Genomic DNA, 13,136 nt, shown 5'->3' on the forward strand with positions numbered 1-13,136 from the left:
GTGGCGTCCCTGGCCTGCCAGTCTAGGCGGCCGTACAGTCATCCGAATCAGCACACGGAGGCCGAACGGAAGCTCATCCGCGACATGCGCCGCAGGAACCCGACCCTGGGCATGATCGAACTTTGGCACCGCCTGCGGCAGCGCGGCTATACACGCTGTCCGGAAAGTCTGTTCCGTGTCATGCGAAAAATGGGCCTGTTTCCCGCCGAAAAGCCCAAAAAGACATACAAGCCCAAGCCGTATGAGCAGATGACCTATCCCGGTGAGCGCGTTCAGGTCGGCGTGAAGGTCGTTCCGCGCAGCTGTATCGCAGATCCGAACCTTCGGCTGTTCCAGTACACCGCCATTGACGAGTTCACGCGCCTGCATTTCCTCGCAGCCTATCCGGAGCAGTCTACCTATTCCTCGGCGGATTTCCTGCGCAGACTGAAAGTGTGGTATATGCGCGCCGCGGCATCAAGGTGGAGTGTGTCCAGACAGACAACGGCTTTGAGTTTACGAACCGCTTTTCTGGCAGTAATCGCGACTTACCGACGCTGTTTGAAAAGACTGCTGCTGAGCTGGGCGTTCGCCACAAGCGCATTCGCCCGTATACCCCGCGCCACAACGGCAAGGTCGAGCGCAGCCACCGCGAGGATCAGAAACGTTTTTACTCCTGCCACGCTTTCTATTCTCTGGATGATTTCGCAAAGCAGCTTGCCGTTCACAATCGTCGCTCTAACAACTTACCCATAAGACCCCTCCGCTGGCTCTCTCCCTCCGAGTTCGCTGTCTAATTTGTTTGACAAATCTACATATTCCGCAAAAGCGCCGGGAAAAGGTCCCGGACAGAAATGCAGCCTTAAATGGAAACGCGCTTTTCCGCACCGTGACCGCCGAAAATATGCCATTCTCCTTCTGACAGGAGCGTATACAGAAATCGCCGTTCTTCGGCGCAGAGTTTTGGGTCGGTGTCGACAGAGGTCATCAAAATCGGTGCATAGCGGTTATACTGTGCCTGCGCAGGCGTCATGTCTTTGATATTGATCAAAATATCACCGCTGAAAACAAGATGATGGATTTCGTCAATCAATACGGTTTCGCCCTTCAGATGGCCGCCTTTTCCTTCGTAGATTTTGAAAAAAAGGTCGCCAAATGAAAAGGTGCCGGTGCAGGAAAGCGGTGCTCTGAAATCCGAATCACCGCCGATGGGTTCAATCCGGTCGCTCGGTGTGGCACGATACATCGTCAGTTCCTTGCAGATGGTGATGTAAGGTTTGTGAAGGTCATTTTGTTCCCGGAATCCATCCTGGTGTTCGAATTCCAGCCGCAGGCATTCCGCGCTCCGTTTTGACGCATAGACTTTATCAAAATTCGGAGCAAGACCGCAGTGATCCACATCGGCGTGGGTCAGGAAGAGCTTCTTTTCAGTGGTATCAAAGTCGGGAATCAGCTTTCTGAAAATTTCGTACATTTCCTGCGCATAACAGGCGTAGCCCGAATCGACAAAGAGGTATTCGTTTCCGCTTTTGATGATCGCCGTATTACTTCCGCATGGAGGTTCAAGGAGGGTGATTTCTGTTTTCTCGGTGATGCGGGTTTTCGAGATTCTCGGCGAAAAATGGCTTCCCTTTGCCTGCGCAAGAAGCCCCGTAAATCGGCTGATACTGTCGAAGGTGTAGTAGGGGGAAACACCGGATTCGTCCAGCCGCTGCATCGCGAGATTGACATTGATCAGCAGCGTTTCCTCGCTTTGCTTTGGAAGCTTCATCAGACTGGAAAGTTCCGAGACAAAATTGTTGTAAAAAATACTGTTGTCATAGACTTTATCGGCGCGGTTGTATTCGATTGCACGGACCTCGCAAAGCGTCCGGGCTTTCTCGATAAACCGACTGATTGCTTCGGCATCGTCGGTAATCAGACCCATTTTAAAAAGCTGGTACGCGGTGCCGTTTTCCTGAGAACTGATATAGGAAATATTCAGATGAAACGAAGCGATCAATTCCAGAAGCGGGGTCACGCTGCCCGGAATGTCCCGCAACCGAAACTCAAGGAGAATGACGCTCTTTTCATCAGAGCCGTTTTGCAGGTAACCGATTTTTTCCAAAAGAGTTTGGGCTTTTGCAAGCTGCTCCTTGGAGCCCTCTGCGTCAATAAACAGGCAGTGGGAGTCAACCGCTTTGTTGTAACTGACGCGGGTAATGTTGACGCCGAGATCCGAAAAACACCGGCTGGCTTTTAAAAATGCGCCAATATGGTTTGGCATCACCGTAACAAAGGTTCGTTTCATAGAGTTTTCCTCAGATAAAAAAATTTTTGTGTGCAGAACATGACGGATGTGGACGAAGTGACCCTTTCGCAAAAAAAGGCTCCAAATGTCGGAATATCTCTGCTTTGCGCAAACAGGAAGGAAAACGACGTGGCGCCGATTTACAAAAGCTGCCATACAGGACTTGAGCGGGCAGCGGAGCCTTTGCCTTAGGGTGCCCTGGAAGGCGCCTTTCTTCCTGGATGCTTTTATCATACATCCTGAAAAGCCGGTTCGCAAGAGTGGTGCTGTAAGGTGTGCGGTGTTTTTGTGCGGCAAAATGTTTGGTACACAAAAACACCGCCGCGCATTCCGGGCTCAAAGGAACACGCAGCGGGAATTCTTGTTTGTTATGGATTGACGGATCATATCAGAATTCGGCTTAGTAGTGGAAGTGTTTCCTTTTTACAATCAGGAAAACCGTGCCGAGTATGACGGCCATAAATTCTGCCACGACAATGGAAATCCAAACACCGTTGATGCCCAGAAGTTTCGGCAGAAGCAAAACGGCGGCGCTCTGAAATACCAGGGTGCGCAGGAAGGAAATAATCGCAGAGGTAACGCCGTCGTTCAGCGCAGTGAAGAAGCCGGAAGCAAAGATTGCAAATCCCATAAACGCAAAAGATAATGCGAAAATTCGGAATCCGGCGACCGTCAGCTCCATCAGTTCTGCGTCATATCCGACGAAGATTTTGGCGAGCGGAACAGCTAGTAGTTCGGCCAGTACGATCATGCCGGCGCCGAACAGGCCGATCAAAATCAGGCTTTTGCGGAGCAGACCTTTGAGTTCGGTGTGGTTTTGCGCGCCGTCGTGATACCCGATAATCGGCGCAGTTCCAATAGAATATCCGATAAAGGCGGCTGCGAAAATGAAGCTTACGTACATCATGACGCCGTAAGCGGCGACGCCGTTTTCTCCAGCATATGCCAAAAGCTGAATGTTATAAAGCATGCCGACGAGACTCATGGATACATTGCTCATGAATTCAGAAGACCCGTTGGTGCAGGCTTTAAAAATGGCTTTTCCATCCATTCTGGCTTTTCTGAGCCGGAGAAGGCTGCTGTTTTTTCGAAGAAAGTAGAACAGGGGAAATCCGCCGCCGACAACCTGGCTTGCGGCAGTGGCGATGGCGGCGCCGGCAAGCTTCCATTCCTCCGGAAGCAGAATAACCAGAACCGCGTCCAAAATCATATTGGTAACGCCGGCTGCAATCGTTGCGATAAGTCCCAAGTGCGGTTTTTCTGCGGTTACAAAAAAGCTTTGAAAGAGCAGCTGCAAAATATAAAACGGCAGTGCGGCAAGAATGATTCGTGCATAAACAACGCAATTTTCAAGCAGCGCACCCTCTGCGCCCAGTAAAGAAGCGATCGGACGAATCCACAAAATGCCGAGTACAGCCAATAAAATTCCAATTCCGGCAGCGACGTAAACAAACAGAGAGAAATATTCGTTTGCCTTTTCTTTGTCCCCTTCCCCGAACTTTTTTGCGACAATCGCAGTGCCGCCGGTTCCAAACATAAAGCCGACGGTGGCAACAATCATTAAGAACGGCATAATCAGATTGACCGCCGCAAAAGGTGTTTTTCCGGCAAAATTTGAGACGAAAAATCCATCTACAACGCCGTAGATCGATGTAAAAATCATCATGGCGATGGAGGGAAAAGTAAATTTGATCAGTTTTCGGTAGCTGAAGTGATCGGAGAGTTGAATGCGCATACTGTCCTCCCAAACCAGCAGTTTGCAAACTGGGCAACTGCCGGTATGATATCTTTGATATTCCAGTTACTGGTGTTGATGGTGATGTGATATGCATCGCGCTGACCCCATGGGGAGCCGGAAAGAATGGCTCTGGTTTGCGCGCGCATTTTGTCAATTTGCCGCATCTTATGGATCAGTTCTCGTTCGGTCAGCTTTTCCTCTGCAGAAGCGCGTTCCAGACAGCGCTTGATCTTTGCTTCCGGTTCTGCACAGACAAAAAGATTGAACGGATGTTCCTGCTGCAAAATAACATCAGCGTTTCTGCCGATAATGACGCAGTCTTTGCCCATAGCCGCAATTTTTTCGATGGCTTCTTTCTGTTTGAGCAAAAGTTCTACCCGGCTCGATTGCAGATATCCGGTGGAACCGATGGTTCCGTGAAAAGTAAGGGGGAATGCCTGCCATCCGTGGTCGCTCAGCTGATCTTCCACATAATGCTGATCCAGACCGCTGTTTTGGGCAACAGCGGTCAGAATTTCGCTGTCATAATAATCAAATTTCAAATAATCGGCGAGACGCTTCCCGAGTTCACGTCCGCCGGAGCCGAATTCCCGGCTTACGGTAATGATTTTCATAGTTCCTCCTTTATAGCTGTTCGATCTGCCGGCGAAGGCAGTCGTGATATTTTTTCATGAGATGGATATAGCTGCTGATTTCATCTTCAGACCATGTATCGAAGGCCTGGATTTCCGCCTGGTAAATTTTTGCGGCGGTTTTCTGAACAAACGCATTGCCCTTTTCCGTCAGAATAATCTTTTTTGTCCGGCCGATATGCTGTTCCAAATGAAGAATTCCGGCAGCCTCCAAAGAACGGATGGCGGAGTTAATGGTCTGTTTTCGGACACCGCTTTTTTTGTAAATGTCGCGAAGTAAACAGCCGTCTCCGATATCGTAGATTGTATAGAGTACGCGGGAAACGCTGTCGGTGATGCCGAGCTTGAGGGATGCCTGATGATAGATTGCGTCCATTTCCGAGGCAAGATAGTTAATTTGATGCACGCTGTTTTTTCGCGTCTGATCCATTTCATTCCTCCAAAGTACGAAATCATACTTGCGTATTATAGGATGATTTTGCGCGATTGTCAACGAGGTTTGCAATTTTTTCAGAAAAACCCCGCAGGAAAACGCCTGCGGGGTTTGGATAGAGACAGCTTGTTTTTTAGGAAAGAAAGGCATTTGAGAGGTATTATGTGGAAAAACCATCCGCTTTCGACAGCAATACGACGCACTCGACATGATGTGTGAACGGAAACATATCCACCGGCTGGATGGCCGTTACGCGGTACGGATCCTTTGCCAGAACGGCGAGGTCACGCGCAAGGGTTTCGGGATTGCAGGAAATATAGACGATCCGGTTCGGCAGAAGCGTTCGCAGCGCATTTAGAAATGCGTTGCTGCTGCCGGCACGGGGTGGGTCTAGAAATACGACGTCGGCCCGTTCTCCGGCTTCGGCCATTGCACAGAGAAATTCTCCGGCGTCTCCCGGATAAAATCGGGCGTTGCGGATATTCATGCGCCTTGCGTTGGAGATGGCATCCCGGACGGCGTCGCGGTTGAGCTCTACGCCGATGACCGATTTTGCGTGACGGGAGGCGATCAGACCGATCGTCCCGATGCCGCAGTAGGCATCGACAACCGTTTCTTTGCCGGTGAGTCCGGCGAAGGAGACCGCGGTGCGGTAGAGAACCTCTGTTTGAACGGGATTGATCTGATAAAAAGACTTTGCGGAAATCCGGAAGGTGCAGCCGCAGAGGGTGTCTTCGATATAACCGGGTCCGTAAAGAATTTTTTCCTGTTCGCCGAGAACGAGACTGGTGTGGCCGGGATTGATGTTCTGCAGAATGGTCGTGATTTCCGGGTGCGCATTGCGCAGCGCTTTCACAAAGTTGTTTCGCGAAGGAAAAACGGGGGAGGCGGTTACCAGCACGACCATCACTTCACCGCTGGTAAATCCGCGTTTGACCAGAACGTGACGCAGCAGGCCGTAGCCGCTGTCTTCCTGGTAGGGAAGAATTTTGAACGATGGCAGCATCGAACGGATGGTGACGATAATGGCGTCCGCGCAGGCGTCTTCAATCATGCAATGATCGATCGGCACAATCCGATGGGAACTGGATTGATAGACGCCGGAAATAATCTGTTTTTTATGATTGACGCCGAACGCCGCCTGCACTTTGTTGCGGTAATGAAGTGGATTTTCCATGCCGAGGATGGGCATGGGTTTCCCATATGGACGCAGGAGACGGTCGCAAAGCCGCTGTTTCCAGAGAAGCTGTTCTGCATAAGGAAGATTTTGCATCTGACAGCCGCCGCATTTGCGGTAATGCGGACAAGCGGGCTGAAAGGTTGTTGCCATCAGTGATCGATCCTTTCGTTTTGGAAAGTGGAAAAGCAATTTGCTTTATGATACAATGATACAATAAATAAAATGCAAAGTTTTTTGAGTGTGCCTCTGCAAACGAACCGATAGACCAGACTGCTTTTTTCAGGTGTTGCGCACAGACGAAAAGGGAGGGAATATATGGAAGTTTTTTGGAATATGGCGCTTTCCATACTCATCCTGGGCTTTGGCGGTGTGCTGATAGTTCGCGTCCTGACCGAGAGCGGCCTATCCATCCGAAAGACGGCAGAACATGCAGTTTCGGCAGGTGCGCTCAGGGAGATTCCCTCTCGAAAAGAGCTGTGGTGCGTTTTTGGCGCCGCTTTGGCGTTTCGGCTGTTGGTGTTTTTTGCAGCCGGTTTTATTTTGCAAAAGGCAAACCCGGAGGCCGCCGCGACGCTGTGCGATCCCTGGATTCGGTGGGATGCAAGGCATTATATCGGGCTTTCCCGGCATGGCTATGCCGGCTATCTGGAGGAAGGCACGCCGCTGTTTCTGGTGTTTTTTCCGCTCTATGTCTGGCTGATGCGCGCGGTCAGTTTTTTGGGGCTTTCTTCGGCGGAAGCGGGGCTTATCGTTTCGTTTCTGTGCTTTGCCTTCGGGTGCCGCAGATTTTATGCGCTGGCGTCGGCGGAATATGGAAGAAAAACGGCAAAATGGAGCGTAGTGTTCCTCTCGGTGTTTCCGTTTTCGTTTTTTTTCGGCGGTGTGATGACGGAAAGCCTGTTCTTTTTGACCACAGTTTTTGCGCTGGATGAGATCCGGCGCCATCGGTTTTATGCCGCGGGAATTTGGGGCTTTCTTGCTGCTTTGACGCGGATGCAGGGCGTTTTGCTGATCGTTGCCGCAGGCGTGGAGTTGTTTGCTGCGGAAAAGCCGTTCTCCCGGGAACTCAAAAATGAAAAACCGCAAACGATGCGGTGGAAAATGCTTTTTAAGCAATTGCCCGCAATCCTTTTGCCGCTATTGGGCACGGGGGGCTATTGCCTGCTTAATTGGTGGGTGGCGGGAGACGCGCTGGCGTTTTTGAATATGCAGTCCCACTGGAACCAGGGAATGTACCCGACCTCCGGTACGCTTTGGTATGTTTTGCAGAATGCGATCCAGACAGCAGGAGAAGCTATTTCAGCGGAAATCTGGTGGCCGCAATTTGTGCTGTTTTTTGCGTTTTTTGCAATTCTGCTGCTGAGCGTTCGGCGCGGCAGGACGTCGTTTCTGTGCTATGGCTATGGATATCTTCTCACCAGCTATTCGCTTTCCTGGCTGCTCAGCGGCGGACGGTATCTTTCCTGTGACGTGCCGGTGTTCCTCTTTTTAGGAATGCTGACCCGGAAGCGCCCGGCTGCAGCAATCCTGTTGGCGGCCGGCATGGCGGCGCTGTTTTCGGGATATCTTTCCGCCTATTTAACCGGCGGAGCCGTCATGTAGCGGGCGGGGCGCATCTGTCCGGCCCAAAGTCCGAATTTGCAGATAATAGGAGACAATCAGAAGGACTGTCGCACCGGCCCAAGCGGCGGGCTCCGCGTAGAAAATGCCGGTTTCCCCCAGATAGAGCGGAAGCAGCGCGGCACAGAGCAACCGGAAAAACAATTCCGCAAAACCGGATATCAGCGGAATTACCATGTTGCCGAGCCCCTGCAGGGCAGAACGGTAGACGTGCAAAAGATACAGCACGGAGAGCGGGACACACAGCACAGTCAGGTAGGTATATGCGGTTTGCAATACCATATCATATTGCGGTTCTGTTTTAGATACGAAAAGCCCGATGAGACTGTGCCCGAAAAACAGCGTAACCGCGGAAACAACCAGGGAAGTACAGAAGGCCATCAGACAGGCAACCCGAACCCCGCGCCGAATGCGCGCATACTGGCGTGCACCGAGATTTTGTCCGACATAGGTGGCGGCGGCAAATCCGAAGGAAACGGCCGCAAGTTCCACTAGGCCGTAAAGCTTGTTGGCTGCGGTGAAGCCAGCGATGAAGAGATACCCGAACCCGTTGATGATTGACTGGACACCTAATCCGCCGACCGAGATAATGATATTTTGCAGCGCAAGCGGCATGCCGAGGCGGAGCAGCTTCTTGAGATAGGCGCCGTCTGGTTTCCAACTTTCTGCATCCATTTGCAGAAGGGAAATCCGCCGGACTGCCCGCAGACAGACGCCGGCAGAGCAGCACTGTGCGATGACGGTGGCAACCGCCGCGCCTGCAATGCCCCAGTGAAATCCGACAACAAACAGAAAGTCAAGACCGATATTGAGCACAGCAGCAATCACCATGGCGTAGAGCGGCGTTTTGCCGTCTCCGAGTGCACGCAGAATGGCGGCAAGAAGGTTGTATGCCATGATGATGACGATGCCGCCGTAACAGATGTGCAGATACATCGCGGCGTCTGCAAAAATGTTGTCCGGCGTCTGAATCAGCCGCAAGGCAGGACGCAGAGCAAGCTGGCTGATGCCGGAGAGAAGAATCGCGATCCCGGCGCAGAGCCAGACCGACATGGTGACGGACTTCCAAAGCCCGGGGATATCATTGGCGCCGAAGCGCTGGGCGATCAAAATGGAAAACCCCTGCGTCAGACCCTGAATCAGGCTTAAAACAAGCCAGCTGAGCCAATCGACTGCCCCCAGAGCGGCAAGCGCCTCAACACCGACATAGCGTCCGACGACGGCGGTGTCCACAACGGTATAAAGCTGCTGAAAAATGCTGCCGAGCATCAGCGGCAGTGCGAAGGAGAGAATCAGCCGAACCGGATTTCCGGCGGTCATATCCCGAACCCGTTGTTCCATAGACGCAGTCCTTTCGTATTCCAAAATCGGAAAGCCTTTAAAAAGCTTTTTCGTCAAATGCAAAGTCCGGCGGTTTGCAGCTGGAAGTCAATTCGCCGGAGAGGTGCTTTCTGGCGCCCAAAGTCCTTGCGCACCGATTCAGAGGAAATCGCTGTCCGCTTGCAATTCTTCAAAGAACGGTGTAGGAAAGCGTAGAAAAGTCGTAAAGCAGACGGATTCCCTCATCGGTTTCTTCGGGCAGAAGCGCACGGGCGACCAGAATCGTGTCAGAGGTTCCTTCGCGAAGCAGGACGGCATAGTCGCCGTCAATTTTGGAGACAAGGTAGGAAATCGGTTCCATAGTCGGACCTCCTGTTCAAGATATCGATTACAGAAAATTGGAAAAGACAGAAGCGAAAATGACGGTCAGCAATCCGGAGATGGCGACGGACAGGCTGCTCATGGCGCCCTCGATTTCGCCGAGCTCCAGCGCTTTGGCGGTGCCGAGCGCATGAGAGGCGGTTCCGATCGCCAGCCCGACCGCAATGGGATCCCGGATGCGCAAGAGGCGGCAGAACCCTTTTGCAGTTACATTTCCGAGAATTCCGGTTAAAATAATCACGGCGGAGGCAATGGCCGGAATGCCGCCGAGTTCCTCTGTGATGCCGATGCCGATTGCGGTTGTGACGGATTTCGGCAGCAGCGTGACATAGTGCTCATGGGACAATCCAAAAAGAAATGCAAAGAGCAGGACGCTTCCAACGCTTGCAAGCACGCCGGAGACAATTCCGAGGAGAACCGCCTTCCAATGTTTTCGCAGCAGAGAAAGCTGCTGGTAAAGCGGAACAGCAAGGCAAACCGTCGCGGGTGTAAGCAGATAGCTCAGATACTGTGCACCGGCGTTATAATCTTCATAGGAAATTCCGGTAAGCAGAAGGAAGGCAATCACAAAAAGAACGGCGATGAGCAGCGGATTGCACAGATCGCTTTTTACCTTTTTGCGAAGAAACATGCCGAGAAAATACCCTGCCAAGCTCAGAACAACGCCGAAATAGACCGAGTGGATAAAAAAGTCACGCATCTCTTTTCCTCCGTTCCAAACGCAGTGCGGCTTCTGTGGTTTTTCCGGTAACCGCCATGACGATATAGGTCGTTGCAGCCAGAATAACGAGAAGCGGGATCAGGATGTCGAGCAATTGCGCGCGAACCGCAAGCAGGCCGACAATGGCCGGAAGAAAGAGAACCGGCATAATTTTGAGCAAAAAGGAGGCGGTTTCCGCAATTTGATGCAGCTTTAAAACTCCGGTGCACAGGCATAGGAGCATCAGCAGCAGGCCGTAGATACTGGCCGGAACCGGAAGCGGGATCAGTGTATGCAAGGCTTCTCCGAGAAACGACAGCAGCAAAATGATGGCGGCTTGAAGCAGGTATTTCATGGAATGGCGGCGCACCTCTCTTTTCGTTTGTCTAATTTTTAAGTATAGCATAGGATGCAGGGAAAAGGAAGACGGGAAATCGTGCCGCGCTTGCTTTTCAGAAAGTTTTATAGTATGCTAGGGGCAGTGTTTGAATTACGGAGGTCTTTCGGATATGACGCAAAAAACAAAATCGCTTGTCCTGGGCGCGGCAATTGCAGCGCTGTATACGCTATTAACCTACCTAGCGTCGCTTCTCAATCTGGCATATGGGCCGGTGCAGTTTCGAATTTCTGAAGCGATGACGCTGCTTCCGGTTTTGACGCCTGCAGCTGTGCCGGGACTGATAATCGGCTGTTTCCTTTCCAATTTGTGGAGTCCGCTGGGGGTTGTGGACCTGTTGTTCGGGACACTAGCAACCGGACTTTCGGCCATTTGGAGCCGTTCGCTCCGGCGCTATCGTCTGAAGGGCCTTCCGGTGCTGTCTGCGCTTCCGCCGGTCGTCTGTAATGCTGTGATTGTCGGACTGGAGATTGCGTGCCTGTCGGATGCCGGGTTTTCTCTGCAGTCGTTTTCCTGGGTCGCATTTTTCTCTTCGGCGGCAAGTGTCGGACTCGGGGAACTTGTAATTTGTCTGGTGCTTGGCGTGCCGCTGGTGACGGTATTGGAACGCTCCGGTGCAGCAAAGCGAATTTTTGAAGGATAAAAGGAGGATCTGAAAAATGTTACGGCATGTTGTGATGTTTCAGTTCAAAGAGGAAGCAGGCGGCAGAACCAAGGCGGAGAATGTCGCGATTACCAAAGCTATGCTGGAAGCGCTTCCGCAGAAAATTGACTGGATCCGCGCGTCCACGGTGGCAGTAAATGCGCCGGATGCCGACGGAAAAAATTATGATCTCATTTTAATTTCGGACTTTGATTCTATGGAAGATTATCTGCGCTATAAGGTGCATCCGGATCATGTGGCGGTCGGAACCTTTATGCGCCCGGTTCGGATTTCCCGCGCTAGCGTGGATTTTTATTTCGAGTAAAGCTTGATTTTGAAAGGAGACGCCGAGTGGAATGGAACACAGTAAAAAATTTGCATGGACATGGACGGTCAAGAAAGAGTGTCTGGAAGAATATGTGAACATGCATCTGAATCCGTGGCCGGAAATTCTGGAGGAACACCGCAAAGCCGGATATCGGAACTATTCCATTTTCCAAAACGGCAACCAGTTCTTCTACTGCTTCGAGTGCGACGATATTGATGCGGCGAATGCCTATATTGCCGCAAGCGAGGCCTGCGGACGCTGGAATGCCATTACCTCCAAGATGGTGGAAGGTTCTTTTGATTTTCACGAGGAAGAGCCGATTCACTTTATGCCGGAGGTCTTTTACCTGAAATAATCCTCATAAAGAACCATGATTTGAAAAGCCGCACAGAACTGTGCGGCTTTTCGCTGCTTTTGTGCAAGAGTTCCGGAACCGCTGGAACAGCCGGCCCTTCTTCGGCATATAGTATGGTAGACCGCAGTTTTAAAACTATATTCAGATATGGGAAGGGAACAGCTATGCCTACAAATCTCAATAATCAAGCGAACATTACCTATTCCTTTGCGGGCAGCGGAACAGGAGCGGCAAACTCCAATATGACCACGACGACGCTTCTGGACGAGTACAGCCTGACCGCAACCAAAACAAGCCTGACAGAAACATTCCGTCCGGGGCAGAATCTGACGTATATTTTCCGTCTGGAAAATAACGGAACCGGGCCTCTGTACACGGTCACGGTGGCGGACGATCTGGGCGCGGCAGAGGGCGCGGATCCGCTTTCTTATGTGAGCGGAAGCGCACGGGTTATTTTGGATAACGTGTACTATACGATTACGCCGACCGTCAATGCGGATTCCATTACCTTTGTGCTGCCGGTTCCGCTGCAGCCGCAGTCGGTTGCGTTTGTGCTCTATATGGCGGCGGTAAGCGGCGCACTGGGCGCAGAGGTGGAGACCATTACCAATACGGCCGCTGTAACCGCGCGGGAAGGCTCTGCCGAGGGTGCGGTTTTGCTTGTAACACCGGATCCGGCTGAAACGGTAACGGCAGAATCCTATGCGGAGGTTTCTATTTATAAAGAAGCCAGCAAAGCGACCATCAGCAGCGGGGAAACCTTGATCTACACATTTACACTGACCAACACCGGAAACGAACCGGCAGAGAGTGTTGTCCTGCGCGATGTCTTGCCGGAGGGCTTTACCGTCAGCAGTATTCAGTCTATCACGAACGGTGTCACGACCACTTATTCGGCGTCCGATTACGATCTGGATGCCGCAACGAATACGCTGACACTGCCCGGTGCGGCAAGCGCGGCTACAATTCGTGTCCCGGCGGCGACAAGTGCCGGAGCGGGTGTCACCACGATCCTTGTGGCTGGAACCGTATAACAGGGAACCAGTTTTTGCGGCGCATGTGCTTCGGGAAGATCCGGCGCGCATGCGCCGCTGTTGCGTGAAAATCAAAATACAATTTCACAAATTTTTTACAAATTAT

At 51.7% G+C, this 13,136-nt stretch carries 15 protein-coding genes and 1 pseudogene; 6 read left to right on the forward strand and 10 right to left on the reverse strand.

What is annotated here, in order from left to right; genetic code table 11:
• Window positions 1-369 (reverse strand): hypothetical protein (locus IAG03_RS14530; protein ID WP_430472442.1); only part of this gene is annotated, 369 nt, incomplete at its 3' end.
• Between the two features lie 191 nt (window positions 370-560).
• Here IAG03_RS14530 and IAG03_RS14535 point away from each other — a divergent pair.
• Window positions 561-776 (forward strand): annotated as a pseudogene (locus IAG03_RS14535) (integrase core domain-containing protein); the annotation flags it as partial.
• A gap of 65 nt (window positions 777-841) precedes the next feature.
• Here the strand turns inward: IAG03_RS14535 and IAG03_RS05735 are convergent.
• The 5 genes from IAG03_RS05735 to rlmD all read right to left on the reverse strand — a co-directional run bounded on the left by IAG03_RS05735 (window position 842) and on the right by rlmD (window position 6,402).
• Window positions 842-2,269, reverse strand: a complete 1,428-nt coding sequence (locus IAG03_RS05735; protein ID WP_249318942.1) for an MBL fold metallo-hydrolase — start codon at window positions 2,267-2,269, stop codon at window positions 842-844.
• A 400-nt stretch (window positions 2,270-2,669) separates the two neighbouring features.
• Window positions 2,670-4,004 carry an MATE family efflux transporter gene (locus tag IAG03_RS05740; protein WP_249318944.1) on the reverse strand — a complete coding sequence of 445 codons (1,335 nt, stop codon included), beginning with the start codon at window positions 4,002-4,004 and terminating at the stop codon, window positions 2,670-2,672.
• Window positions 3,962-4,621, reverse strand: coding sequence for a cytidylate kinase-like family protein (locus IAG03_RS05745; RefSeq protein ID WP_249318946.1), 660 nt, complete (start codon window positions 4,619-4,621; stop codon window positions 3,962-3,964). The genes IAG03_RS05740 and IAG03_RS05745 overlap by 43 nt, the downstream gene beginning before the upstream one ends.
• A 10-nt stretch (window positions 4,622-4,631) precedes the next feature.
• The gene (locus IAG03_RS05750; protein WP_249318947.1) at window positions 4,632-5,069 is read right to left on the reverse strand and encodes a MarR family winged helix-turn-helix transcriptional regulator; all 438 of its coding nucleotides are present in this window, start codon (window positions 5,067-5,069) and stop codon (window positions 4,632-4,634) included.
• A 163-nt stretch (window positions 5,070-5,232) separates the two neighbouring features.
• On the reverse strand, window positions 5,233-6,402 hold the full coding sequence (gene rlmD, locus IAG03_RS05755) for a 23S rRNA (uracil(1939)-C(5))-methyltransferase RlmD (protein ID WP_249318955.1): 1,170 nt from the start codon (window positions 6,400-6,402) through the stop codon (window positions 5,233-5,235).
• Window positions 6,403-6,567: 165 nt separating this feature from the next.
• On the opposite strand from rlmD, the gene IAG03_RS05760 reads away from it, so the two are divergent.
• Window positions 6,568-7,854 carry a glycosyltransferase family 39 protein gene (locus tag IAG03_RS05760; protein ID WP_249318957.1) on the forward strand — a complete coding sequence of 429 codons (1,287 nt, stop codon included), beginning with the start codon at window positions 6,568-6,570 and terminating at the stop codon, window positions 7,852-7,854.
• Here the strand turns inward: IAG03_RS05760 and IAG03_RS05765 are convergent.
• The 4 genes from IAG03_RS05765 to IAG03_RS05780 all read right to left on the reverse strand — a co-directional run bounded on the left by IAG03_RS05765 (window position 7,831) and on the right by IAG03_RS05780 (window position 10,628).
• The gene (locus tag IAG03_RS05765) at window positions 7,831-9,213 is read right to left on the reverse strand and encodes an MATE family efflux transporter (RefSeq protein WP_249318958.1); all 1,383 of its coding nucleotides are present in this window, start codon (window positions 9,211-9,213) and stop codon (window positions 7,831-7,833) included. The genes IAG03_RS05760 and IAG03_RS05765 overlap by 24 nt on opposite strands.
• A gap of 169 nt (window positions 9,214-9,382) precedes the next feature.
• Window positions 9,383-9,553: a DUF3006 domain-containing protein gene (locus IAG03_RS05770; RefSeq protein WP_249318959.1), complete on the reverse strand. Its 171-nt coding sequence runs from the start codon at window positions 9,551-9,553 to the stop codon at window positions 9,383-9,385.
• A 27-nt stretch (window positions 9,554-9,580) separates the two neighbouring features.
• Window positions 9,581-10,273, reverse strand: coding sequence for an LrgB family protein (locus tag IAG03_RS05775; RefSeq protein WP_249318960.1), 693 nt, complete (start codon window positions 10,271-10,273; stop codon window positions 9,581-9,583).
• Window positions 10,266-10,628 carry a CidA/LrgA family protein gene (locus IAG03_RS05780; protein WP_249318961.1) on the reverse strand — a complete coding sequence of 121 codons (363 nt, stop codon included), beginning with the start codon at window positions 10,626-10,628 and terminating at the stop codon, window positions 10,266-10,268. Before IAG03_RS05780 ends, IAG03_RS05775 begins: the two co-directional genes overlap by 8 nt.
• Before the next feature lie 154 nt (window positions 10,629-10,782).
• On the opposite strand from IAG03_RS05780, the gene IAG03_RS05785 reads away from it, so the two are divergent.
• The 4 genes from IAG03_RS05785 (at window position 10,783) to IAG03_RS05800 (ending at window position 13,030) form a co-directional block, all read left to right on the forward strand.
• Window positions 10,783-11,313, forward strand: coding sequence for a QueT transporter family protein (locus tag IAG03_RS05785; RefSeq protein WP_249318962.1), 531 nt, complete (start codon window positions 10,783-10,785; stop codon window positions 11,311-11,313).
• 16 nt (window positions 11,314-11,329) lie between these two features.
• The gene (locus tag IAG03_RS05790; RefSeq protein ID WP_249318963.1) at window positions 11,330-11,638 is read left to right on the forward strand and encodes a Dabb family protein; all 309 of its coding nucleotides are present in this window, start codon (window positions 11,330-11,332) and stop codon (window positions 11,636-11,638) included.
• Window positions 11,639-11,669: 31 nt separating this feature from the next.
• Window positions 11,670-11,996, forward strand: coding sequence for an L-rhamnose mutarotase (locus IAG03_RS05795; RefSeq protein ID WP_249318965.1), 327 nt, complete (start codon window positions 11,670-11,672; stop codon window positions 11,994-11,996).
• 164 nt (window positions 11,997-12,160) lie between these two features.
• Entirely contained in the window at window positions 12,161-13,030 is an 870-nt protein-coding gene (locus tag IAG03_RS05800) for a DUF11 domain-containing protein (RefSeq protein ID WP_249318966.1), read from the forward strand.
• The last annotated feature ends 106 nt before the right edge of the window (window positions 13,031-13,136 follow it).

Origin of the sequence: Yeguia hominis (genome assembly GCF_014384705.1) — a bacterium.
Classification (GTDB): Bacteria; Bacillota; Clostridia; order Oscillospirales; family Acutalibacteraceae; genus Yeguia; species Yeguia hominis.

What these genes read in the sequence shown, in the direction of transcription:
- IAG03_RS05735 (WP_249318942.1), bottom strand. Translation starts at nt 2,269, where the DNA reads ATGAAACGAACCTTTGTTACGGTGATGCCAAACCATATTGGCGCATTT.
- IAG03_RS05770 (WP_249318959.1), bottom strand. Translation starts at nt 9,553, where the DNA reads ATGGAACCGATTTCCTACCTTGTCTCCAAAATTGACGGCGACTATGCC.
- IAG03_RS05785 (WP_249318962.1), top strand. Translation starts at nt 10,783, where the DNA reads ATGACGCAAAAAACAAAATCGCTTGTCCTGGGCGCGGCAATTGCAGCG.
- IAG03_RS05765 (WP_249318958.1), bottom strand. Translation starts at nt 9,213, where the DNA reads ATGGAACAACGGGTTCGGGATATGACCGCCGGAAATCCGGTTCGGCTG.
- IAG03_RS05790 (WP_249318963.1), top strand. Translation starts at nt 11,330, where the DNA reads ATGTTACGGCATGTTGTGATGTTTCAGTTCAAAGAGGAAGCAGGCGGC.
- IAG03_RS05800 (WP_249318966.1), top strand. Translation starts at nt 12,161, where the DNA reads ATGCCTACAAATCTCAATAATCAAGCGAACATTACCTATTCCTTTGCG.
- IAG03_RS05780 (WP_249318961.1), bottom strand. Translation starts at nt 10,628, where the DNA reads ATGAAATACCTGCTTCAAGCCGCCATCATTTTGCTGCTGTCGTTTCTC.
- IAG03_RS05750 (WP_249318947.1), bottom strand. Translation starts at nt 5,069, where the DNA reads ATGGATCAGACGCGAAAAAACAGCGTGCATCAAATTAACTATCTTGCC.
- rlmD (WP_249318955.1), bottom strand. Translation starts at nt 6,402, where the DNA reads ATGGCAACAACCTTTCAGCCCGCTTGTCCGCATTACCGCAAATGCGGC.
- IAG03_RS05760 (WP_249318957.1), top strand. Translation starts at nt 6,568, where the DNA reads ATGGAAGTTTTTTGGAATATGGCGCTTTCCATACTCATCCTGGGCTTT.
- IAG03_RS05745 (WP_249318946.1), bottom strand. Translation starts at nt 4,621, where the DNA reads ATGAAAATCATTACCGTAAGCCGGGAATTCGGCTCCGGCGGACGTGAA.
- IAG03_RS05740 (WP_249318944.1), bottom strand. Translation starts at nt 4,004, where the DNA reads ATGCGCATTCAACTCTCCGATCACTTCAGCTACCGAAAACTGATCAAA.
- IAG03_RS05775 (WP_249318960.1), bottom strand. Translation starts at nt 10,273, where the DNA reads ATGCGTGACTTTTTTATCCACTCGGTCTATTTCGGCGTTGTTCTGAGC.
- IAG03_RS05795 (WP_249318965.1), top strand. Translation starts at nt 11,670, where the DNA reads ATGGAACACAGTAAAAAATTTGCATGGACATGGACGGTCAAGAAAGAG.